The sequence below is a fragment of the Virgibacillus sp. FSP13 genome (assembly GCF_054048505.1).
Map to the genome: position 1 here is coordinate 32,971 of NZ_JBSVKG010000011.1, position 22,003 is coordinate 54,973.

At 38.9% G+C, this 22,003-nt stretch carries 19 protein-coding genes; 2 read left to right on the plus strand and 17 right to left on the minus strand.

The features are described 5' to 3' along the window. Positions 1-253: 253 nt before the first annotated feature. The 11 genes from ACW2QC_RS11260 to ACW2QC_RS11310 all read right to left on the minus strand — a co-directional run bounded on the left by ACW2QC_RS11260 (position 254) and on the right by ACW2QC_RS11310 (position 13,732). On the minus strand, positions 254-1,255 hold the full coding sequence (locus ACW2QC_RS11260) for an ABC transporter ATP-binding protein (RefSeq protein WP_457544072.1): 1,002 nt from the start codon (positions 1,253-1,255) through the stop codon (positions 254-256). After that, entirely contained in the window at positions 1,248-2,276 is a 1,029-nt protein-coding gene (locus ACW2QC_RS11265) for an ABC transporter ATP-binding protein (protein ID WP_457544073.1), read from the minus strand. Before ACW2QC_RS11265 ends, ACW2QC_RS11260 begins: the two co-directional genes overlap by 8 nt. 17 nt (positions 2,277-2,293) lie before the next feature. Continuing rightward, positions 2,294-3,217 (minus strand): ABC transporter permease, encoded by a 924-nt coding sequence (locus tag ACW2QC_RS11270; RefSeq protein WP_457544074.1) that lies wholly within the window; start codon positions 3,215-3,217, stop codon positions 2,294-2,296. Between the two features lie 3 nt (positions 3,218-3,220). Beyond that, positions 3,221-4,153: an ABC transporter permease gene (locus ACW2QC_RS11275; RefSeq protein WP_457544075.1), complete on the minus strand. Its 933-nt coding sequence runs from the start codon at positions 4,151-4,153 to the stop codon at positions 3,221-3,223. A 284-nt stretch (positions 4,154-4,437) separates the two neighbouring features. Then, positions 4,438-6,135, minus strand: coding sequence for a peptide ABC transporter substrate-binding protein (locus ACW2QC_RS11280; protein WP_457544076.1), 1,698 nt, complete (start codon positions 6,133-6,135; stop codon positions 4,438-4,440). Positions 6,136-6,507: 372 nt separating this feature from the next. Then, on the minus strand, positions 6,508-7,515 hold the full coding sequence (locus ACW2QC_RS11285; protein WP_457544077.1) for an ABC transporter ATP-binding protein: 1,008 nt from the start codon (positions 7,513-7,515) through the stop codon (positions 6,508-6,510). After that, the gene (locus tag ACW2QC_RS11290; RefSeq protein WP_457544078.1) at positions 7,508-8,536 is read right to left on the minus strand and encodes an ABC transporter ATP-binding protein; all 1,029 of its coding nucleotides are present in this window, start codon (positions 8,534-8,536) and stop codon (positions 7,508-7,510) included. Before ACW2QC_RS11290 ends, ACW2QC_RS11285 begins: the two co-directional genes overlap by 8 nt. 19 nt (positions 8,537-8,555) lie before the next feature. Continuing rightward, the gene (locus tag ACW2QC_RS11295) at positions 8,556-9,515 is read right to left on the minus strand and encodes an ABC transporter permease (protein WP_457544079.1); all 960 of its coding nucleotides are present in this window, start codon (positions 9,513-9,515) and stop codon (positions 8,556-8,558) included. Then, a complete protein-coding gene (locus ACW2QC_RS11300) occupies positions 9,515-10,450 on the minus strand; it encodes an ABC transporter permease (RefSeq protein ID WP_457544080.1) in 936 nt (311 codons plus the stop codon). Before ACW2QC_RS11300 ends, ACW2QC_RS11295 begins: the two co-directional genes overlap by 1 nt. Before the next feature lie 304 nt (positions 10,451-10,754). Beyond that, positions 10,755-12,401 (minus strand): peptide ABC transporter substrate-binding protein, encoded by a 1,647-nt coding sequence (locus ACW2QC_RS11305; RefSeq protein WP_457544081.1) that lies wholly within the window; start codon positions 12,399-12,401, stop codon positions 10,755-10,757. 401 nt (positions 12,402-12,802) lie between these two features. After that, positions 12,803-13,732, minus strand: coding sequence for a DUF1002 domain-containing protein (locus tag ACW2QC_RS11310; RefSeq protein WP_457544082.1), 930 nt, complete (start codon positions 13,730-13,732; stop codon positions 12,803-12,805). A gap of 299 nt (positions 13,733-14,031) precedes the next feature. Between ACW2QC_RS11310 and ACW2QC_RS11315 the strand changes: the two genes are divergently transcribed. Next, positions 14,032-15,243 carry an MFS transporter gene (locus ACW2QC_RS11315; protein WP_457544130.1) on the plus strand — a complete coding sequence of 404 codons (1,212 nt, stop codon included), beginning with the start codon at positions 14,032-14,034 and terminating at the stop codon, positions 15,241-15,243. Between the two features lie 536 nt (positions 15,244-15,779). Here ACW2QC_RS11315 and ACW2QC_RS11320 read toward each other — a convergent pair. The 5 genes from ACW2QC_RS11320 to ACW2QC_RS11340 form a co-directional block, all read right to left on the minus strand. Further along, positions 15,780-16,070, minus strand: coding sequence for a hypothetical protein (locus ACW2QC_RS11320; protein ID WP_457544083.1), 291 nt, complete (start codon positions 16,068-16,070; stop codon positions 15,780-15,782). A 3-nt stretch (positions 16,071-16,073) separates the two neighbouring features. Next, positions 16,074-16,451, minus strand: coding sequence for a RidA family protein (locus tag ACW2QC_RS11325; RefSeq protein WP_457544084.1), 378 nt, complete (start codon positions 16,449-16,451; stop codon positions 16,074-16,076). Between the two features lie 53 nt (positions 16,452-16,504). Next, complete coding sequence (locus ACW2QC_RS11330; RefSeq protein WP_457544085.1) at positions 16,505-17,134, minus strand: lysozyme family protein; 630 nt, start codon at positions 17,132-17,134, stop codon at positions 16,505-16,507. Between the two features lie 198 nt (positions 17,135-17,332). Next, on the minus strand, positions 17,333-18,685 hold the full coding sequence (locus ACW2QC_RS11335) for an MATE family efflux transporter (RefSeq protein WP_457544086.1): 1,353 nt from the start codon (positions 18,683-18,685) through the stop codon (positions 17,333-17,335). Positions 18,686-18,854: 169 nt separating this feature from the next. After that, complete coding sequence (locus tag ACW2QC_RS11340; RefSeq protein ID WP_457544087.1) at positions 18,855-19,892, minus strand: NAD(P)H-dependent flavin oxidoreductase; 1,038 nt, start codon at positions 19,890-19,892, stop codon at positions 18,855-18,857. A 304-nt stretch (positions 19,893-20,196) separates the two neighbouring features. Here ACW2QC_RS11340 and ACW2QC_RS11345 point away from each other — a divergent pair, with 304 nt between their 5' ends. Continuing rightward, entirely contained in the window at positions 20,197-21,483 is a 1,287-nt protein-coding gene (locus ACW2QC_RS11345; RefSeq protein WP_457544088.1) for a hypothetical protein, read from the plus strand. 90 nt (positions 21,484-21,573) lie between these two features. Here ACW2QC_RS11345 and ACW2QC_RS11350 read toward each other — a convergent pair whose 3' ends face one another. Then, on the minus strand, positions 21,574-21,723 hold the full coding sequence (locus tag ACW2QC_RS11350) for a hypothetical protein (protein ID WP_457544089.1): 150 nt from the start codon (positions 21,721-21,723) through the stop codon (positions 21,574-21,576). Between the last annotated feature and the right edge of the window lie 280 nt (positions 21,724-22,003).

Here is a 22,003-nt window from a genome sequence, read left to right on the forward strand (position 1 = left end):
TACCAAGATTGCAAAAACTTATACTATATTATTACTATACTTTCAATCAATACGTAACATTCCTGTAATATAATTACCATTTTTTAAAGTATAAATTATTTTCTGATTCTTAACAAGCTTTTTTTCACATTTTTTCTTCCTATTTATTCAATTTTTTTGTTTTTTACACTAGCTTTAGCATAAAATAATGTTTTTGTGCCCATAAAATAACGTATGAAAGACTCACTAGCTATGAACTAATGAGTCCATATAATCAATTCTGCTTCATTTTATTCTCATCATTATATCTATCATCATATAAATGGCAAGAAACCCAGTGATCTTTTTTATATTCCTGAAATTCCGGAACAACTTTTGCACATACATCCATTGCAAATGGACATCTTGTGCGAAAACGGCAGCCACTTGGAGGATTTATTGGACTTGGAACATCCCCCTCAATTACAATCCTTTCCCTTGACCGCTCCACCTCTGGATCAGAAATTGGAATCGCACTTAATAATGCCTGTGTGTACGGATGTAATGGCTCAGCATATAAATCATCACTTGAAGCGACCTCAGCCATACTTCCTAAATACATAACGCCGACACGATCACTAATATGTTTAACCATTGATAAATCATGGGCAATAAACAGATATGTTAGTCCGCGTTCCCGTTGTAAATTTTTGAGTAAATTTACAACTTGGGCCTGGATCGATACATCGAGTGCCGAAATCGGTTCATCGGCCACAATGAAATCCGGGTCAACTGCCAATGCACGAGCAATCCCAATCCGCTGCCGTTGCCCACCACTGAACTCGTGTGGATAACGATTCCCGTGATCACTGTTAAGTCCTACCGTTGCCAGTAGTTCATTGACCCTAGCCAAACGCTCTTGCTTGTTTCTAACTAATCCATGAATGTCCATTCCCTCGGCAATAATATCCTTTACGGTCATTCTCGGGTTTAATGAGGCATACGGATCCTGGAAAATCATCTGCATGCTCCGATTAAACTTCTTTAATTCCTTTTTAGACTTTTTTCCGTGGACATTTTCTCCGTAAAAGTCAACCGAACCTTCCGTTGCTTCATATAACCGTAAGATTGTCCGCCCAGCAGTAGACTTTCCACAGCCAGACTCTCCAACTAATCCGAATGTTTCACCTTTGTATATATCAAAACTAATATCATCAACAGCTTTTAAGTAATTATTGCGATCTATTTTGAAGTGTTTTTTTAGATTTTTAATTTCGAGTAATTTCTCTTTACTCATGAACGGTTGAACCCCCTATCATTGCTGAATCTGGACGGTCTACTTCCGGTGCTCGTTCATCCAATAACCAGCATGCTGTTTTTTGTGTATTGGATAGCTCCGTATATGCAGGCATATGATTCTCACACACTTTCATTGCATATGGGCAACGCGTTGCAAATGGGCAGCCTTTTGGTGGATCAGCTAAATCAGGCGGTGAGCCCGGAATCGCATGTAACTCCTCTTCGCCACCATCTAGTTTTGGCATGGAACCTAATAATCCCCATGTATACGGGTGCTTCGGGTTATAAAAAATTTCATCAACGGTCCCTTGTTCAACAATTTTTCCACCATACATGACCGCAACCCGATGTGCCGCATTTGCTACGACACCCAGATCATGGGTAATTAAGATAATTGCTGTTCCCGTTTTATCCTGAAGATCACGCATCAGATCGAGAATTTGAGCCTGAATCGTCACGTCCAATGCTGTTGTTGGTTCGTCAGCAATTAATACTTTTGGATTACAAGCTAACGCAATGGCGATCATCGCACGTTGCCGCATCCCACCAGAAAATTGATGGGGATACTGTTTAATGCGTGCTTCCGGATTTGGAATCCCGACAAGCTTTAATAATTCCACTCCCCGATGAAATGCCTCTTTTTTTGACATATTTTGATGCTTTATTAGCCCTTCTGCAATCTGTTTCCCCACTGTCATCGTTGGATTTAAGGATGTCATTGGATCTTGAAATATCATACTAATATCCTTGCCACGGATACTTTCCATTTGCTTTTCGGATTTATCAATCAAATTTTCCCCGTTAAATTCAATCGATCCACTTGCAAACTTACCAGGCGGCATTGGGACTAACCGCATAATAGATTGTGCGGTAACACTTTTCCCTGAACCAGATTCACCAACAATTGCCAATGTTTCCTGCTCATCCAGTTCAAACGTTACTCCACGAACAGCTTTTACTTCACTTCCATATGTGTCAAATGATACTGATAAATCATTTACTTGCAAAATTTTATCCATTTAACCTCTCTCCCTCCTTACTTGCGTTCTTTTGGATCCAATGCATCTCTCATCGCATCACCAATAATGTTAAAGGCGAGCATGGTTAAACAGATGAAAAATGCTGGGAAAAACAACTGGTATGGGTAATATTCAAGTGCAGGTAACGCATCTGATGACATTGTTCCCCAACTGGCAAGCGGTGCTGGTACACCAAGACCTAAATAACTTAGAAATGCTTCCGTAAAAATAGCATTTGGAATCGTAAGTGTTAACGTAACCAGGATTGGACCCATCGTATTTGGGACAAGGTGCCGAAATAATATACGTGTACTACTTGCCCCAAGCGATTGGGAAGCTAAGACATATTCTTCGGAACGCAACTGCATAACCTGCCCCCTGACAATCCGTGCCATATTAATCCAACCAGTGATAGTCATAGCAATAATCAACGTCCAGAGCCCTTGTGGCATGATTACCATAAGCAATATAACGACTAGTAAATATGGTACACCATATAAAATATCAGCGATACGCATCATATATTCATCTATTTTTCCACCAAAAAATCCAGAAACCGATCCCCAAATAACTCCGATAACGAGATCAATAAAGGCAGCCATCAAGCCGATAAACAATGAAATCTTTGCGCCATACCACGTTCTGGCAAATACGTCTCTACCTAAATTATCGGTACCGAACCAATGCTCAGCTGATGGAGATTGATTAGCTCTCATCAAGTCATTTTCATAATAGTTTTCCCCCGAAATCGGACCACCAGCAAATGACAAAATTCCAAGCAGCACAATTACGAAAATCCCAGCAAAAGCTAATTTGTTCTTCTTGAAGCGTCGCCAAGCATCCTTCCCAAATGACGTACTTTCACCGGCAATTCGTTCAGCATCTTCCTGTTTTCTTTCTATTTGTTCAAAGTCACTATCTTTAACTTGCAATTGTTGCATGACTTATTTGCCTCCCTTCCCGGCCACTTTAATCCGAGGGTCAACCAAGCCATAAATTAGATCGACAATTAATATAGAAACAAGCAAAAGAATACTAAAAAATACTGTCGTCCCCATAATTACGGTATAATCACGATTCGTGACACTAACAACGAATTCATTGCCTAATCCTGGAATACCAAAGATCTTCTCAATGACAAAACTCCCTGTAAGGATTGCCGCGACTAACGGGCCTAGATAAGAAACAACTGGCAAAATCGCATTACGAAGCGCATGTTTATACGTTACAATCCGTTTCCCTAATCCCTTTGATTTTGCGGTTTTAATATAGTCCGCATTCAATACTTCAAGCATACTTGAGCGCATTAACCGGGCTATAAAAGCTAATGGTGTTGTAGCTAGGGCAACCGCTGGCAAGATCGTATGGGCAAACGATTCAAACCTTGCAACTGGCAATGCCTGTAATTTAATCGCAAAAACATACTGTAAAATGGTAGCCATAATAAAGCTTGGGACCGATATACCTAGGACAGCTATAACCATTGCCGCATAGTCCCCAAATTTATTATGTCTCAGGGCGGCTATTACCCCAAGCAGTACGCCGATTGATACAGCAAGAAAAATTGCTTCGGCACCTAATATAAGCGAATACGGAAAACTCCTGCTGATAATATCTGTAACTTCTTGTCCAACATATTTAAATGACGGACCAAAGTCGAATTGAACTGTGTTGACAAGATAATCAAAATATTGCTGATACAATGGATCATTTAAACCATATGCTTCATTCATTTGCTCTTCAATTTCCGGTGGTAATTTTCTTTCCGATGCGAATGGCCCACCCGGTGCAGCCTGCATCAGAAAAAACGTAATTGTTACAATGAAAAATAATGAAACAACAATATAACCTAACCGTTTTAGCAGGTATCTAGCCAAAAAATACACCTCCATATTTTGTTCTCCATAAAAAAGGAGTGAATTCAATCACCCCTTTGCAATAATTTCACATGATTTTTCTATTGGTCTAGCATTAAACAGAAAATATGACATCTTCATCGTTTAATGAAACCGCTTTCCTAATTAGGTACGTAAATATGTATTTCTTGATGTTTCCCTCATTTATCATGTTAGCTCATTGAATATGAGCAACAATATAAGGTATATAGACAGTCTATATACCTTATATTCAGTTGCATATGGATGATTCTTATTCATTCATTTTAGTGTTCTGCAATATAACCCCATTTTAGGTTAAAACTTCCCATTGGAGAAACTTCAATATCTTTTACATAATCTTTATTTAACCATAAGTTGGTGTAGAAATAAATTGGTGCAAGTGGTAACTCATCCATAAAGAGTTGCTCAGCTTCGCGTAAAATTTCTCTACGTGCAGCTGGGTCTGTTTCTGTTCTTGATTTTTCTAGCAAGTCAGAGTACTCTTCACTCTCCCAGTTCGTGTAGTTATTTCCACCTACAGTTTGGAAGATTTCTAGGAAGTTGATTGCGTCATTAAAGTCTGCGATCCATCCCATACGACCAACTTGATAGTTACCTTCACTCATTGTGTCAAGGAAAACGTTCCACTCTTCATTGTTCAACTCTACCTCAACACCAAGGTTTTCTCTCCACATATCTTGAACTGCCTGTGCAATAGCAGCATGGCCTTCATCTGTGTTATACGTTACTTTAACTACTGGTAATTCATCAATCCCGAGTTCTTCCTTACCTTTTTCCAAGTATTCTTTTGCTTTCTCGACATCATTATCTTTGAAATAGCCTTCTTCATTTTCTTCAAAGATAGAAGTTGGCACTAATGCCATCGCCGGTGTTTGTTCGCCTTTTGTAATGTTATCTACAATACCTTGACGATTAATCGCTAAAGCAAATGCCTTACGGATATTAACATTGTTAAAAGGTTCAACTTCTGTATTAAATGAATAGTAGTAAACACCCGCTTTAGGTGAGATGTTTAGTGAATTATCTTCTTTTAGTGAAGGAATTGCAGCCAATGGAATTGATCCAGTCGGTGAACCCGCCCAATCCAACTCACCATTCTCATACATTTTTAATTCAGTTGCTTCATCCTCAATCATGTACATATTGATCGTTTCAAGGCTTACATTTTCTGCATCCCAGTAATCAGCATACTTATTTAATACGATTTGACTCTTATGTTCCCATGACTCGATTGTGAATGGTCCATTTGTTACATAATCATCCGTAACATCTACCGCCCACTCATCTTTGCCGTCAACAACGTTTTTGTTTACCGGATAGTAAGTATGGAACGCTGTTAATTGTAAAAAGTATGGTGTTGGCTGATTCAGTTCAACAACCAATGTTTGGTCATCTTCTGCTTTGATTCCAACGTCATCCAAAGATCCGCCTTCTTCTTTAGCAGCTTGTGCACCTTTAATTGGATATAATTGATAAGCATAATCTGTATCAGCGTTATCTGGATTAAGTACCCATTTCCATGCATATTCAAAATCCTGCGCAGTAACCGGGTCACCATTTGACCATTTTGCACCATCGCGAATTGTGAATGTATATGTTTTTTGATCATCTGAAATTTGGATATCAGAAGCCATTGCTTCCTCTGGCTCGCCATCTTGGTTAATACGTGTTAACCCTTCAAAAATTTGGTCAAGCACTGCACTTGAAGTTGTATCAGATGCTTTCCCTGGATGTAATGAAGGCGGTTCTGTTTTGATGTTTACATTAAATGTTTGATCTTCAGCTAGTGCTGCATCCCCGCTGCTTTCACCGCTGTCTCCCTCATCTCCACCATTACCTTCCTCTTGAGCTGCATCATCTCCGCTGTCGCCGCCTGTTGTATCATCTCCGCCACATGCTGCAAGAAAGATACCCATGGCAAATACGAGCGTTAGAAGTAAAGACCATCTCTTCCAATTCATTAATTGACCCTCCCTAGTAATCTCTTTGTTTTTTGACAGATAATTCATATTGTTGTTTAAATTATCTGTGTTAGTTATTATACTATTATTTCAAAATTATTTCATCACTTTTTTTAAAAAAACTATTTTAAATTGTCCGTTAATTATTTCGGAAACAGTATATTTCGTAATCTGAAATTTTGTAAATCCTCTTACAATAAGGGATGAAGGCCATTTATACTTCAAAGCTATTTTATAATTCCATTTATAAATTTTCTAAAAAATAATTAATAATTGTATTTTTCTAGGCTGATTTCCTCTATAAAATGGTAATTATTAGGGTATAGCAATATAAAACAGGACCCATTCGTAATAGAATGAGTCCTGTTTAGCTTATTGCTGTTTTGTTTTATATTCTTCATTATATTTGTCATCATATAAGTGACAAGCTACCCAATGGTCTTTTTTATACTCCTGAAATTCGGGTACAACTTTTGCACAAACATCCATCGCAAATGGACAACGTGTACGGAAACGGCAGCCACTTGGCGGATTGATTGGGCTTGGAACGTCACCTTCCACAATAATTCTTTCTCTGGAGCGTTCAACTTCCGGGTCTGAAATCGGAATTGCACTTAATAATGCCTGTGTATACGGGTGTAATGGTTCCTCATACAGGTCATCACTGGTCGCAATCTCAGCCATACTTCCTAAATACATAACCCCAACACGATCACTGATATGTTTAACCATTGATAGATCATGGGCAATAAATAGATAGGTTAACCCACGTTCATGTTGCAATTTTTTTAGTAGATTAACAACTTGCGCCTGAATGGACACATCAAGTGCTGATATTGGTTCATCAGCAACAATGAAGTCTGGATTAACTGCCAATGCACGAGCAATACCGATTCTTTGGCGTTGTCCACCACTAAATTCGTGTGGATAACGATTCCCGTGATCTGCATTTAGACCGACTGTTTCTAGCAATTCATTAACACGATTTAAACGTTCTTTTTTATCTTTGACAAGGCCATGGATATCAAGACCTTCCGCAATTATATCCTTAACAGTCATTCTTGGGTTTAATGACGCATAAGGATCTTGGAAAATCATTTGCATGCTGCGATTGAATTTCTTTAAATCCTTTTTGGACTTTTTCGCATGCACATTTTCGCCCTGAAAGTCTACTTCTCCCTCTGTTGCTTCATACAAACGTAAAATCGTACGACCGGCAGTAGACTTTCCACACCCAGATTCTCCTACCAATCCGAATGTTTCGCCTTTAAAAATATCAAACGTAATCCCGTCCACCGCTTTTAAAACAGTCTTATTATCTATTTTAAAGTGTTTTTTAAGATTACTAATCTCTAGTAATTTTTCTTTCGTATCATTCATGGGCTTTTGCACCTCCAACGATGGCAGACTCTGGTGGTTCAACTTTTGGTGCGCGTTCATCTAATAACCAGCAAGCCGTTTTTTGCGTATCCGAAAGCTCCGTATAGTCTGGCATATGATTTTCACATACCTTCATTGCATACGGACAACGCGTTACGAAAGGACACCCTTTTGGTGGATCGGCTAAATCTGGTGGTGACCCAGGAATTGCTTGCAGTTCTTCATCACTACCCTCAAGTTTAGGCATGGATCCTAACAATCCCCATGTATATGGATGTTTCGGTTGATAGAAAATCTCATCGACCGTACCTGTTTCAACTATTTTACCACCGTACATAACAGCAACCCGATGTGCAGCATTTGCTACAACACCTAAGTCATGTGTGATCAAAATAATTGCTGTACCTGTTTTCTCCTGGAGATCACGCATCAAATCAAGAATCTGTGCCTGAATGGTTACGTCCAATGCTGTTGTCGGCTCATCGGCAATCAACATTTTTGGATTACAAGCTAGTGCAATGGCAATCATCGCACGTTGTCGCATTCCACCAGAATACTGATGGGGATATTGATTAATCCGTGCTTCCGGGTTAGGAATTCCAACTAACTTCAGTAATTCAACACCACGATTATGCGCCTCTTTCTTCGACATATTTTGGTGTTTAATTAATCCTTCGGCGATCTGCTTTCCAACAGTCATCGTCGGGTTTAAAGATGTCATTGGATCCTGGAAAATCATACTAATATCTTTACCACGGATATCCTGCATTTGTTTTTCTGATTTTTGGGTTAAGTCTTCCCCTTCAAACATGATTGATCCACCGGCAAATTTTCCTGGCGGCATCGGGATCAGCTGCATAATTGCTTGGGATGTTACACTTTTTCCTGATCCTGACTCACCCACAATTGCTAATGTTTCTTTTTCATCAAGCTGAAAGTTAACACCGCGAACGGCTTTTACTTCACCACCATATGTGTCAAACGATACCGAAAGATCGTTAACTTCTAATAGTTTACTCATTTTTCGTATCCTCCCATTACTAGCGTTCTTTTGGATCTAACGCATCTCTCATACCATCACCAATAACATTAAATGCCAGCATTGTTAAACAGATAAAAAACGCTGGGAAGAAAAGCTGATATGGATAATATTGAAGTGCAGGTAAGGCGTCTGACGACATGGTGCCCCAACTTGCAAGAGGCGCCGGCACTCCAAGTCCAAGATAGCTTAAGAACGCTTCTGTGAAAATAGCATTTGGTATTGTCAATGTTAATGTAACAAGAACGGGTCCCATTGTATTTGGTACTAAATGACGAAATAATAATCTGCTGTTACTTGCACCAAGTGATTGAGATGCCATTACATACTCTTCAGATCTGAGCTGCATGACTTGTCCCCTGACAATCCTAGCCATATTAATCCATCCGGTAATGGTCATCGCAATAATTAAGGTCCATAAACCTTGTGGCATAATAACCATTAATAATATAACAACTAGCAAATATGGTACACCATATAAAATATCTGCTATCCGCATCATATATTCATCGACTTTTCCACCAAAGAATCCAGCAACTGCTCCCCAGATAATTCCGACAACAAGGTCAATAAGGGCAGCCATTAAACCGATAAATAAGGAAATTTTAGCACCATACCATGTTCTGGCAAATACATCTCTTCCTAAATTGTCTGTACCAAACCAATGTTCACCTGATGGGGATTGGTTAGCACGCATTAGATCATTTTCATAGTAATTCTCACCTGAAATTGGTCCACCGGCAAAGGATGCAATGGCTAATAAAACAATGACGACAATGCCGAATAAAGCTAATTTATTTTGACGAAAACGACGCCATGCATCTTTCCAATAGGATGTACTTTCACCGGCGATTTTCTCCGCTTCTGATTCATTAACCTGAAGGGGGGCGAAATCAGCATCGGTTATCGGTGAATTCGTTACATCCGATTCCTTTAATTTTGACTCCTGTACTTGTGCCATTATTTACTGCCTCCCTTCCCTGTAATTTTCATTCGTGGATCAACCAATCCGTAAATAAGGTCAACAATTAAAATTGAGACAAGTAGCAAAACACTGAAGAATACTGTTGTTCCCATAATCACGGTATAATCACGGTTTGTCACACTTACAACAAACTCATTACCGAGTCCTGGGATACCAAATATTTTTTCAATAACAAAACTACCCGTTAATATCGATACAACTAGTGGTCCTAAATAAGAAACAACCGGTAATATAGCATTACGAAGTGCGTGCTTATACGTTGTTACTCGTTCACTTAGACCTTTTGATTTTGCTGTTTTAATATAATCTGCATTCAATACGTCAAGCATACTCGTACGCATGAGTCGCGCAATGAATGCGAGTGGCGTCGTAGCCAGAGCAACTGCCGGCAGTATCGTATGTGCAAATGACTCAAATCTAGCAACCGGTAAAGCTTGTAATTTAATAGCAAATATATATTGCAAGACAGTTGCCATAATGAAGCTTGGTACTGATATACCTAATACCGCAATGACCATCGCAACATAGTCTCCAAATTTATTATGCTTAATTGCCGCAATAACTCCGAGTAAAACCCCAATTGCTAACGCAAGAAAGATAGCCTCTGCACCTAAAATGAGTGAATAAGGAAAACTTCTGCTTATAATATCCGTAACTTCTTGTCCCACGTATTTAAACGATGGACCGAAGTCGAATTGAACCGTATTTACAAGGTAATCAAAGTATTGTTGATATAACGGGTCATTTAATCCATATGCTTCATTCATTTGTTCTTCAATTTCCGGCGGTAACTTCCGCTCTGATGCAAATGGCCCCCCTGGTGCGGCCTGCATGAGGAAGAACGTAATGGTTACAATGAAAAATAGTGAAACAATAATATAACCTAGTCGTTTTAATAGGTATTTCGCCAAGAGTCTACACCTCCATATTCCCTCTGATAAGCCGATAACGAATTATTTATTTTAAATATTAGTATTTTTTAGCGTAAAAAGAGGAATGATCTCCATCCCCCTTCACACTGATTACCGAATCCATCCATGAAACTATTTAAGTTTAATAGAAATAGTAAAAAGTTAAGTTTCTTAAGCAAAGTTTTAACCTTGCTTATTCTGAAGATATATCAAAGGAGTTTTATGATTCTTATTGTTTATTCAGTACCAATATAGGGTATCTGTAACAACACATACCTTATATTGGTACTTGATTCAATCATTCTTAGTGTTCTGCGATATAGCCCCACTTAAGTTGGATAATACCAAGTGGTGAAACTTGCACATCTTTTACATAATCTTTATTTAGCCACACGTTTGTATAGAAATAAATTGGTGCAATTGGCATTTCATCCATAAACAGTTTCTCAGCTTGGCGTAAAATATCATCACGTGCTGCTTCATCTGTTTCTGTTCTGGATTTTTGGATTAGATTAGCAAACTCTTCATTCTCCCAGTTGGTATAGTTGTTTCCACCAACAGATTCAAAGATTTCTAAAAAGTTAATTGCATCATTAAAGTCTGCATTCCATCCCATACGACCAACTTGATAGTTACCTTCACTCATCGTATCCAAGAACACGTTCCACTCTTCGTTATTTAGCTCAACATCAACGCCAAGGTTTTCTCTCCACATATCTTGAACAGCTTGAGCGATAGCAGCGTGAGCTTCACTTGTGTTGTAAGAAATTTTAACTGTTGGCAATTTGTCTAAACCTAATTCATCCAAACCTTTTTGTAAATATTCCTTCGCTTTTTCCACATCGTTATCTTTAAAATATCCTTCTTCATTTTCTTCCCAAATGGATGGTGGAACAAGTGCCATCGCTGGTTGTTGTTCACCTTTTGTAATATTTTTTACAATGCCTTCACGATTCATTGCTAATGAAAATGCCTTACGAATATTCACATTGTTAAACGGTTCTACTTCAGTATTAAATGAATAATAATACACGCCTGCTTTTGGTGAAACATTTAAAGACCCGTCTTGTTTCAATGCTGGAATCGCAGCTAACGGAATTGCATCTGTTGGTGATCCAGCCCAGTCAAGTTCATCGTTTTTGTACATTTGTAAAGCTGTGTTTTCGTCATCAATCATATACATGTTGATTGTTTCTAAACTAACATTTTCTGCATCCCAGTAATCTGTGTTTTTCTTTAAGACAATTTTGTTTTTATGTTCCCATGATTCCATTATGAAAGGACCGTTCGTTACATATTTATCGCCTGCATCTTGAGCCCATTCATCATTTCCTTCTGCTACATTTTTGTTAACTGGGAAATACGTATAGAATGCTGTTAGATCTAAGAAATATGGTGTTGGCTGATTCAATTCAACAACCAATGTTTTATCATCTTTTGCTATAACACCAACATCGTCTAGTGACCCACCATCTTCCTTAGCAGCCTTGGCCCCTTTGATTACATATAATTGATACGCATAATCTGTATCAGGGCTTTCTGGGTCTAATACCCATTTCCAAGCGTATTCGAAATCCTGTGCTGTTACAGGATCACCGTTTGACCATTTCGCATCGTCACGGATTGTGAATGTATATGTTGTTTTGTCATCTGATACATTTACACTTTCCGCCATCGCTTCTTCCGGTTCACCATCTTGGTTAATTCGCATTAACCCTTCAAATGTTTGTAAAAGAACTGCGGATGATGTTGAATCCGTTGCTTTCCCCGGGTGTAAAGAAGGCGGCTCCGATTTAATGTTAACGTTAAAAGTCTGATCTGATGATAAACTCGATTCACCATCGCCATTATCAGCGTTCCCTTTCGACTCTTTATCAGAATCACCGCCACAAGCGGCAAGAACAATACTCATAGCGAGTACTAATGCTAAAAATAAAGACCACTTCTTCATTTGTTTCCCTCCTGTATTTTTCCTATTGCGTCTTTATTCAGATAATTTAGGTTTATTAAATATATCTGTATTGAGGATTATACTACGTTTCGACAAATTATGCACATGTTTTTTTAAAAAATTTACTATATTGATATCATTTCTTATATTAGGTGTTAGAAATTTCGGGAACCTAATTTTTAGAAAGCTTGATATATCAGTATTTTCAGGGAGATACCTTTCCCACAAGAATAATCGTTTACATTTTATTCCAATAAACGACAAAATATTAAAAAAACTTTGACTTATCATTAAAGTCAAAGTTTTTTAGGTCAATTTTTTGAATTTACCTTACCAATTTAGATTGCAGCAACTTCATTCATTCCCTCTGTGTCTGCACGTTGAAAGTTACTACATTAAAGTTAATCAAATAGTCCTTTAAAAAAGTTAGCAATTAGTTGAAGGAACTCTTTAAAAAAGTTACCCACCTTTTCCCAAAAACCTGCATCCAATCCTAATTCATCTATTTTATCTTTAACAGTTGATGCGATATCTTCAAGCTGATTCTTCACTTTGCCAAAGTCAATATCAAGATCACGCATTTTTTCAAAAAGGTTTGTTAGCATTTGACGATCTTCTTCACTTAATGAAATGTCTAATTTGTTTAACTGATCTTGGACAATCTGCTCGACTTCTTCCTTTGATGCCGGATTTTTGTCGGCAATTTCCTGTTTAATATCCGTAATCAATTCACTTACTTTTTCTTGGCTCATTCCATCTTTTTTAGCAAGATCTGTTGCTACGTCCAGCTCTTCATTCGCTAGTTCCATTCGTTCTTTATCAAGGTCTTCTCCTTGAACATCGTACGCTTTATAGATGCCTGTCAGGGCGGAGTGTCCACTAACTTTAACAGGAGAAGCTACATCAACCGTCGCATCCTCAACACCTGCAGTTAACAATGCGTTTGCATACATTTCATTTGTTACTTCAGTAATATTAGCAGGCGTCACGATATTGATCGTTAATCCTTCCCCTTTTTCTTCACGAGTAATTTTCGCTGAAGAATACATGCGTGAATTCGGGTCGCCGTTGATGTAATTTGCAATATCTTGTCCAGTTACACTGTATTCTTCAACAGCATCAGGATCTGATACTTCTAACAGCTCCCGTACTTCTCTCTTTTGATCATCTGATAATGTATCACCGTAAACAACAATCGGTACCCCAAGTTTTTCATTGATACTATCCGAATTATCATCTGTTCCTTCTGCCGCATTTACCGGAAAAGTTATACCGGTAACAAGTCCGATCAGCACGATGAAAATAGCTATGTTCTTCCATAATCGTTTCATTAAAATTTTCCCCCTTGTATATGATTAAAATGATGATTTGGATTACAAAATTTAATTCTATTCGCTGGTAATCTATTTCATTCTTGATTATATCGTATTCTTCTGAAGTTGACACTAAACGATCTGCATTTAATCCTGTTTTATGGAGGGAAAATTTAGGGAACTAGGTTATTTGAGCAGAATACTTTTATTTCTTTGTCACCCTGTATAATATTTAGGGTGACGAAATAAATGGACGAAAGAAGGTATTTACCATCAGTGATCAACAAAATCCTATCGTAAAGCGCAATTTGGCAATTATGTGGTTTGCAAACTTTTTTGTTGCCGGCAGTATGACAATGGTACTTCCATTCATCTCTCTGTACATTGAAACATACGGAGACTTCTCCGCTTCCTATGTACAAAACTGGTCGGGCTGGATCTTTGGTATTACATTTGTCACCGCACTCATTTTTTCACCTATATGGGGGAGGGTCGGTGACAAGTATGGCAGAAAAAGGATTCTCATGATTTCTGCAGCAGGTTTAGGCATATCTGTCTTATTAATGGGTTTTGCCACCTCGGTCTGGCAACTTTTTTTATTGCGATTATTTATGGGAATATTCACAGGATTCATCCCAATTTCCCAAGCATTTATCTCTACGCAAACGCCTAAGAATATTGCTGGACGTGTGCTAGGAACATTACAAACCGGCAGCATTACTGGTTCATTAATGGGGCCACTGTTGGGCGGTGCTTTTGCCGATATGTTTGGTTATGCCGCAACATTTAAATGGACATCTATCTCTATCCTTTTATCAGGAATCCTCGTATTTTTCGGGGTAAAAGAAGTTATCATGAAATTTGCTGATGAAAAGGAGGAAAAGTCATCCTATTCTAGTAAAGAGGTACTGTCACATATTATGCAGCGACCTGTACTGCTTGTTGTTATGCTGATTTCCATGCTTGTACAGGTAGCACATTTTAGCGTACAACCAATTTTATCATTGTATGTTAGTGATTTACATGGGGCTGCAAATATCGCGTTATTCTCAGGAATGGCCTTTTCCGCTGCAGGCTTAGGAAATTTATTGATGGCTAGAAGATGGGGGCGATTAGGTGATCGGATCGGTTATATTAAAATCGTCATTTTCCTGTTGTTTATGGCAGGAATTGTCTACTTCCCAGCAGCTTTTGTTACAAACATTTGGCAACTGATTATCATACGCTTCTTGCTTGGTATTTCAATCGGCGGGCTTGTACCAGTTCGTATCGCTTATATTCGCCAGGAAGCACCACTCTCCATTCAAGGTGAAGTACTTGGTTACAATACATCATTGCGTTTTGCAGGAAACATTATCGGCCCAGCACTTGGCGGCGTCATATCAGGCTTCTACGGATTTTCCGGTGTGTTTTTTGTAACAAGTGGACTACTGATTATAAGTGGTGTTATTATGCTAGTGGCTTGGTATCGAAGTGAATACGCAGGAAGAAAGGGACATTCTCGGGCACTTTCTTCTTATAGAGGGTAGGGTGAAAATTATTACGGACAGCTATTCTTGTTGAATAGCTGTCCGTTTGTTTGATTGTTTGGTGGCGGGGTGATGTTTCTGCTCTCGCGCCGATGTTTCTGCTTTCGCGCCGATGTTTTCGCTCTCGCGCCGATGTTTCTGCTCTCCCGCCGATGTTCCTGCTTTCGCGCCGATGTTCCTGTTCTCGTGCCGATGTTTTCGCTCTCCGGCCGATGTTTTCGCTCTCCCGCCGATGTTTTCGCTCTCCGGCCGATGTTTTCGCTCTCCCGCCGATGTTTCTGCTCTCCCGCCGATGTTTCTGTTCTCGCGCCGATGTTTCTGCTTTCGCGCCGATGTTCCTGCTCTCGCGCCGATGTTTTCGCTCTCCGGCCGATGTTTTCGCTCTCCCGCCGATGTTTCTGCTCTCCCGCCGATGTTCCTGCTCTCCCGCCGATGTTCCTGCTTTCGCGCCGATGTTCCTGCTTTCGCGCCGATGTTCCTGCTCTCCGGACGATGTTTCTGCTCTCGCGCCGATGTTCCTGGTCTCGCGCCGATGTTTAGAGGCTCGCTTTTATAATTGCCCGTGCGTCTTCTTGATTCAATTTTTTAAAATTCCCATGTTCTGGTCGGACAATTGTTGTTTTCTCAACCATTAATTCAAGTGTGCTACTATCAATTGCGTAATCAGCAAGTCGTGTAGGTGCCCCCATACTTGTCCAGAAGCTACGTAGCCTTTCAACGCCTTCCATTGCCACTTCACGATCGGATTTTCCTTCTGTTGCAACGTTGAACACCCGAACAGCTAACTGTTTAAAACGGGTAACATCCGTATCCAACACATATTCCATTCCTTACTTCGTATAAACAACAACATCCATCTCAACAAGCACATCTTTCGGTAGACGACTCACTTCAACCGTTGCCCTTGCAGGATAAGGCTCTTTCAGGTAACTGCCATATATCTCATTAACAGTGGCAAAGTCGTCCATTGAACTCAGATAGATTGTAAATTTAACAACTTGGGAGAAATCAGTTCCTGCCTCGTCTAAGATAGCTTTAAGATTTTCCAAGACCTGTCCAGTTTGTTTTTCAATTCCTTGTTCCACTTCTCCTGTTGCCGGATTAATCGGAATTTGCCCTGATACATAGATAAAATCACCTGCTTGAATTGCTTGTGAATACGGTCCAATTGCCGCTGGTGCATTTTCTGTATGAATTGCTTTTACCATGTTTACAACCTCCTTATAATCTTCTTACATAATCATACCACTTTTCCATTTGGTTATGACTGTTTCTCCAATGCTTCTTTATACTTCATCACATCTCGCACATAATAGATATCCCCATAACATGCATGATACTGTTTCGCTTCTTCACGCAAACACGTATAAATCGATTTGTCCGGTGCATTTTGATACATTTTCTGTGAAAAGTCAATCGCTACTTGCTGTGTATAGTTTCCTGTCTGATCTTTCACATAGTCAATAAACCCCCTACCAAAGTTATACGATTGTACAGCCAGTTCAACGTCACCATTTGCCTCAGCGATTGTTTTGGAAAAATAATAGACTCCTTGTTTAATCGACAGCTCTGGGTCATCGATACAACCGACTTTTCCACAATAACTCTCTGATGCTTGCATTGGATCATCTCCACGACCACCCGATTCCTGCATCATCATGGCGAGCATGACATCCGTATATGCCGTTACCTCATATTTTTTTGCGTATTTTTTAATCAATGGTTCATAAGCGATTACTTGATCACTTATGAACGAGCGATCAAGCTCAAAATCCGTGTGATCTTCTTTATTTATCGTTACGACAGACACCATCAAAAAAATACCACATAGTACTACCGCTATGATCAAAGCCTGCTTGATTGCCTTTTTACTTCTTCGTTTCACTTGCATCGTTCGCCTTTCATATCTATGTCTTCATCAAACTAGCATAACATATTCAATCAGATCATTAAGCAAAACACCAATAATTTACAAAACTAGACTCATAGAATTATCCACAGGTGAATTGCATATATTGTGTCGAATATTGTCTCTTTCTACAAAATATAGGACTTATCCTCAACCTTATCCACAGCTTGTGCATAAAGCTTAATCGTTTTCATACTTTGTGAATAATTTCTTTTGCCGCCATTTTCCATATCGATAGTACAAGAAGGCGAACAAACTACTTATCAAAAAGCTTGCACCCATACCAATTGCTATTCCTGTATCACCAAACAAGTTGGAACAAAGCGCTGCTAGTGGATAACGCAGGACCCAAAACGAGATAACATTTAGCACAAGTACTTGATACATTGCACCCGAAGCGCGGACAATTCCATTTAATATAAAGTTTATCCCCAGAAATGGATAGCATAACGCAACAATTTGTAAATATGTTGTACCAAATTGAACTGCTTGTGGATCATCGATAAACAGCTGAACACCATATTTTGCTAAAAACACAACAAGTATTCCTACGAAAAGCATCACAGAAAAATTGTATAGGACCCCATATTTAGCAATGCTTCTCACACGAGACCAATTCCTAACACCGATATTTTGCCCTGCCATGCTGCTAACAGATGTCCCCAAGGCATGTGCCGGTAGCATGAGCAAGCTATCTAAGCGTTGTGCCGCACTAAATCCAGCAACAACATCTTCGCCAAACCCTGTTACAACACTCATAATTGCTGCTACACCTGCTGAGATAACTGCCATTTGCAGCCCAGACGGAATGCCGAGGTTTAAGATTAAGCCAACTTCCTGTCTTTTTGGCAGTTTTGGAATACGAAATGGCGCTAATTTACGGCGCAACACATAAATAAGCCCATATAAAAAGGCAGCTCCTTGTGCGGTGACAGTTGCAAATGCGGCCCCTTGCACGCCCCAATCGAATCCAGCAATAAATAACGGATCAAACACAATATTAAGAACAACAGCGATCAGCACGAATCTTAATGGTGTTTTACTATCTCCTAAGGCCCGAAGCACTGTGCTAATAAAATTATAGCCAAACAAAAATAACATTCCGATAAAATTAATTTGTAAATATGTTTTTGCCGCTGCCATCATGTTTTCTGGTGTACCAAGAAGATTCAGCAGTGACTCTGCAAGTAGAAATCCAGTCACACCTAACAGCACAGCTAAAAGTGTTAAGATCACAACAAAAGCATTCAGGTAATTGCTTAATCCTTTAGCATTATTCCGCCCTTTTTGCTGTGATAAGATTGTTAATGCTGCATTATTTAACCCGATCACAAAAGACAGCACTGTAAAGATGATCGTGCCCGAAACAGCAACAGAACCAAGTGCATTCGCTCCAAGCAAATTTCCAACCCATAAGCTGTCAGCAAATTGATATGACGTCTGCAGTAGATTCGTCAGCATAATCGGTCCAGAAAAGACGATTAACTGTTTAAGAATATTCCCTTGTGTAAAGTCATGTTGCTGTTTGCCCATCAAAAATCGTCCCTTCATACCTGTACCTATTTTAGCACGTCTTCTTCTTTACTTCTTCTGTTTACACAGGGATTAGATACCGTAATATCGCTTGACAATAATAAAGAGCAATTTGGGATAAAAAATGAATCCGATGCTTCTATTCACTTGCTTGACATCCCGATTCCATTCACATGCCAAATGATTTGATAATCTCTGCTGCCGTTTCCTCTTTATCTATCGCACCTACACCTTGTCCAGCCCATAAAGATTGAAAGTCAGCAATACCCAACTTTTTACTAGCTGCCCGTACATCTTTTGTCATTTCGTTTTGAATCGGAAATGGCAAGGTAGCGACAGAGCTGTTCTCAACTTCCTTGATAAATCGATTGGATATTGCTCGGGCAGGTCGACCAGAAAATGCTTTCGTAATGACCGTGTCCGCTGTTGATGCGTCTATCAAAGCCTGTCTATAGGCACGATTTGTTCCAGCTTCTTTTGCTATTAAAAACCGTGTACCTAATTGCACACCGTCCGCTCCTATCGCTCGTAATCCATCAATCTGTTTCTTCGTATGAATTCCACCTGCAGCAATAATCGGGACAGAAAGATTCGCTGATAGTTCTTGAACCAAAACAATAAGTCCAAGATTACAACCATCTTTATATGTGTTCACATCGAATGTACCTCGGTGTCCACCTGCCTCACAGCCTTGGGCAACAATAATGTCATATCCAGCATCTACAAGCTGTTTTGCTTCATCAAGGTTCGTTGCCATTCCAATTAATGTAACATCATTTTCTTTTAATTTTTCAATTGAATCCTGTGATAATACACCAAATGCAGTACTCACAACAGGAATATTTTCTTGTAGGATTACGTCAACTTTTTTCTGTAAATAATCAGTCACTTCAATTGATTCTTTACTAGTTGTGATGCCAAGCTCATGTCTGAATGAATGTAAAACATGCTGCATTTTAGCTATGTCCTTAGAAGATGCCTGTAAATCAGTAGCAAATAAATTAACAGCAAACGGTTTATCTGTCAGCTGCTTCACTTCTTTAATTTCACTTTTCAATGTCTCAGCATTCATATACCCTGCACCAATCGTACCAAGTGCTCCTGATTCAGCAACGGCTGCAACTAGGGCTGGAGTTGTAATCCCACCAGCCATACCAGCCTGTACAACGGGAATCTTGATCTGTAATGTTTCTACTAGACGATCCATTAACTACCCCTCCAATTTAAATTATCCTTTCAGTGAAGCATACCACAAAGCTATATTTAATTATAACTGAAACTTTTCTATATATTTCCTCATTTTTCTTCTTGACAATATTAAGAAAATTCCGTAGCATAATATTAATTAACGAATTATGTCGTTAACGATTTGTTCACACCAAAATTGACTAAAAATTCAGATGGTGGTTAGACGTAAAACGTTAACGAAGGCTATAATTTGATCCTGAATTATCTAATTATTTACTCTAATTAAGCCCTTTTAAACAAGCATGAATAAAGGAGTTCTTGTCATGAAAATAAAGATTGCTGTTTTTGGTAGAAAGGAAATAATCGAGCGGATTAACCATTATATAGAAGACCAAGATGACATTGAAATTGCCCCATTTACTTATACAAAAGCTCATGAAACAGCGGAATTAATCGAGAAGGCTGTTATGTGTGACATTTATTTGTTTGCTGGCACCCTACCATATTTATACGCCAAAGAGAAGATTGATAGAAAACGTCTACCAGCAGTACAAATTGCCTGTGACGAATATATGATCCTTACCTCCTTGTGCCGGCTTAAGTTTCACCATCAAGCGTTAAATCGTATTTCAATTGATGTACCAAACCGTGTCCATGTTGATGAGGTAGTAACGGAATTAGCAATGCATGATCATACGATTTATACATACAGCTATGGTGGCGAACTCGATATTGATCATATTGTCACCTATCACAAAAATCTATGGAATGAAGGAAAAATTGATCATGTTTTAACCTCAATTGTAGATGTCAAACAGAAACTAACAAAGCAAAATGTCCCGACAAGTTGCATGCAAATACCTAAAATTAACATGGAACACGCCATTGAATGTGCAAAAGAAACGGCAATACTCAACCAATCGAAAAGCGCACAAGTCACTGCGGGTTTTGTTCGTTTAAAACAAGATAATTCGTTTATTTCCGATCGTGATGGTTATTTTAATCAAAATATTTTACAAGAACTGCAGCAAATCCTACAAAAATTTGGCCAACAAACATTCACCTCTGTGTTAGCGAATGGGGATAACCAATTCGTTTTGTTCGGTACCCAAGGGCTTTTAAATTACATCACCAACCATTATCGCGATTTTCCGCTTCTGCAGGAAATCGAACAAACGTTAAGCATTCATGTTGATATCGGATTCGGACTAGGCTTAACAGTAAGCCAAGCAGAAGCTAACGCACAATTAGCATTAGAAGCATGCAATCGTACTGAAGTCAGCAATTGTTATATTGTAAATGATCGGCAAGAAACAATTGGACCTCTTGGGATTGAGAAACAATTTAACACCTCACAGCTTTACCGAGCATTAATTCATAAGGCAAAATTAAATAATGAACTGTCGTATAATTTTATAGATTTTATCAAGCTCCGAAATAATGAACCTTTCTCTGCCAATGATATTGCTAATTATTATCGGGTAACGAAGCGCAGTGCTGAACGTACGGTTTACAAATTGTTATCGGGTGAGGTTATTAAAGTAGTTGGAGAAGAAAAACCATATCAAAAGGGGCGTCCGAGGAAGCTGTTTCAAATAACTGTATCATAATAAGTCGAGTCAGATTGGGATTCAATCTGGCTCTTCATTATGTGAAGGTAAAAACATAAAAATACCCCCAATAAAGGGATATTCCCATTGCTAGCTTTTATTATTAAACAAATAATCCATCACTTGATCAAAAATTGCTACGTCATCTGTGATTAAGAAGACTGGTAATAACAAAATAGCAAGTATGACCGCAAAATTGGCGACGATAAATTTACTAAACCCCTTTAGTACTTTCCCCAATTTAACCAACCCCTTTTCAAAATATACTCTATATTATACACCATTATGATACCCGTTACAAAGAACCGGTAAACATGTTTCTCTTTCATTTTTAAAAGGCTGTTTTCTAAAAGATTGGGACTGCGATTACCCATCGAAAATATTTGTTGTTTTTTACACAATAGATATAAACTGCGACATAACTGTTGGGCTCTTTTCTTTAGGCACGTGCATTTCCGGAACGGCAGTCCAACCACCATCACAATCTGTGTCGCATTTTATATCAACTCAACAAAGACTA

What these genes read in the sequence shown, in the direction of transcription:
- ACW2QC_RS11295 (WP_457544079.1), bottom strand. Translation starts at nt 9,515, where the DNA reads ATGGCACAAGTACAGGAGTCAAAATTAAAGGAATCGGATGTAACGAAT.
- ACW2QC_RS11290 (WP_457544078.1), bottom strand. Translation starts at nt 8,536, where the DNA reads ATGAGTAAACTATTAGAAGTTAACGATCTTTCGGTATCGTTTGACACA.
- ACW2QC_RS11320 (WP_457544083.1), bottom strand. Translation starts at nt 16,070, where the DNA reads ATGGAATATGTGTTGGATACGGATGTTACCCGTTTTAAACAGTTAGCT.
- ACW2QC_RS11330 (WP_457544085.1), bottom strand. Translation starts at nt 17,134, where the DNA reads ATGCAAGTGAAACGAAGAAGTAAAAAGGCAATCAAGCAGGCTTTGATC.
- ACW2QC_RS11345 (WP_457544088.1), top strand. Translation starts at nt 20,197, where the DNA reads ATGAAAATAAAGATTGCTGTTTTTGGTAGAAAGGAAATAATCGAGCGG.
- ACW2QC_RS11340 (WP_457544087.1), bottom strand. Translation starts at nt 19,892, where the DNA reads ATGGATCGTCTAGTAGAAACATTACAGATCAAGATTCCCGTTGTACAG.
- ACW2QC_RS11325 (WP_457544084.1), bottom strand. Translation starts at nt 16,451, where the DNA reads ATGGTAAAAGCAATTCATACAGAAAATGCACCAGCGGCAATTGGACCG.
- ACW2QC_RS11335 (WP_457544086.1), bottom strand. Translation starts at nt 18,685, where the DNA reads ATGGGCAAACAGCAACATGACTTTACACAAGGGAATATTCTTAAACAG.
- ACW2QC_RS11265 (WP_457544073.1), bottom strand. Translation starts at nt 2,276, where the DNA reads ATGGATAAAATTTTGCAAGTAAATGATTTATCAGTATCATTTGACACA.
- ACW2QC_RS11305 (WP_457544081.1), bottom strand. Translation starts at nt 12,401, where the DNA reads ATGAAGAAGTGGTCTTTATTTTTAGCATTAGTACTCGCTATGAGTATT.
- ACW2QC_RS11315 (WP_457544130.1), top strand. Translation starts at nt 14,032, where the DNA reads ATGTGGTTTGCAAACTTTTTTGTTGCCGGCAGTATGACAATGGTACTT.
- ACW2QC_RS11280 (WP_457544076.1), bottom strand. Translation starts at nt 6,135, where the DNA reads ATGAATTGGAAGAGATGGTCTTTACTTCTAACGCTCGTATTTGCCATG.
- ACW2QC_RS11285 (WP_457544077.1), bottom strand. Translation starts at nt 7,515, where the DNA reads ATGAATGATACGAAAGAAAAATTACTAGAGATTAGTAATCTTAAAAAA.
- ACW2QC_RS11270 (WP_457544074.1), bottom strand. Translation starts at nt 3,217, where the DNA reads ATGCAACAATTGCAAGTTAAAGATAGTGACTTTGAACAAATAGAAAGA.
- ACW2QC_RS11260 (WP_457544072.1), bottom strand. Translation starts at nt 1,255, where the DNA reads ATGAGTAAAGAGAAATTACTCGAAATTAAAAATCTAAAAAAACACTTC.
- ACW2QC_RS11310 (WP_457544082.1), bottom strand. Translation starts at nt 13,732, where the DNA reads ATGAAACGATTATGGAAGAACATAGCTATTTTCATCGTGCTGATCGGA.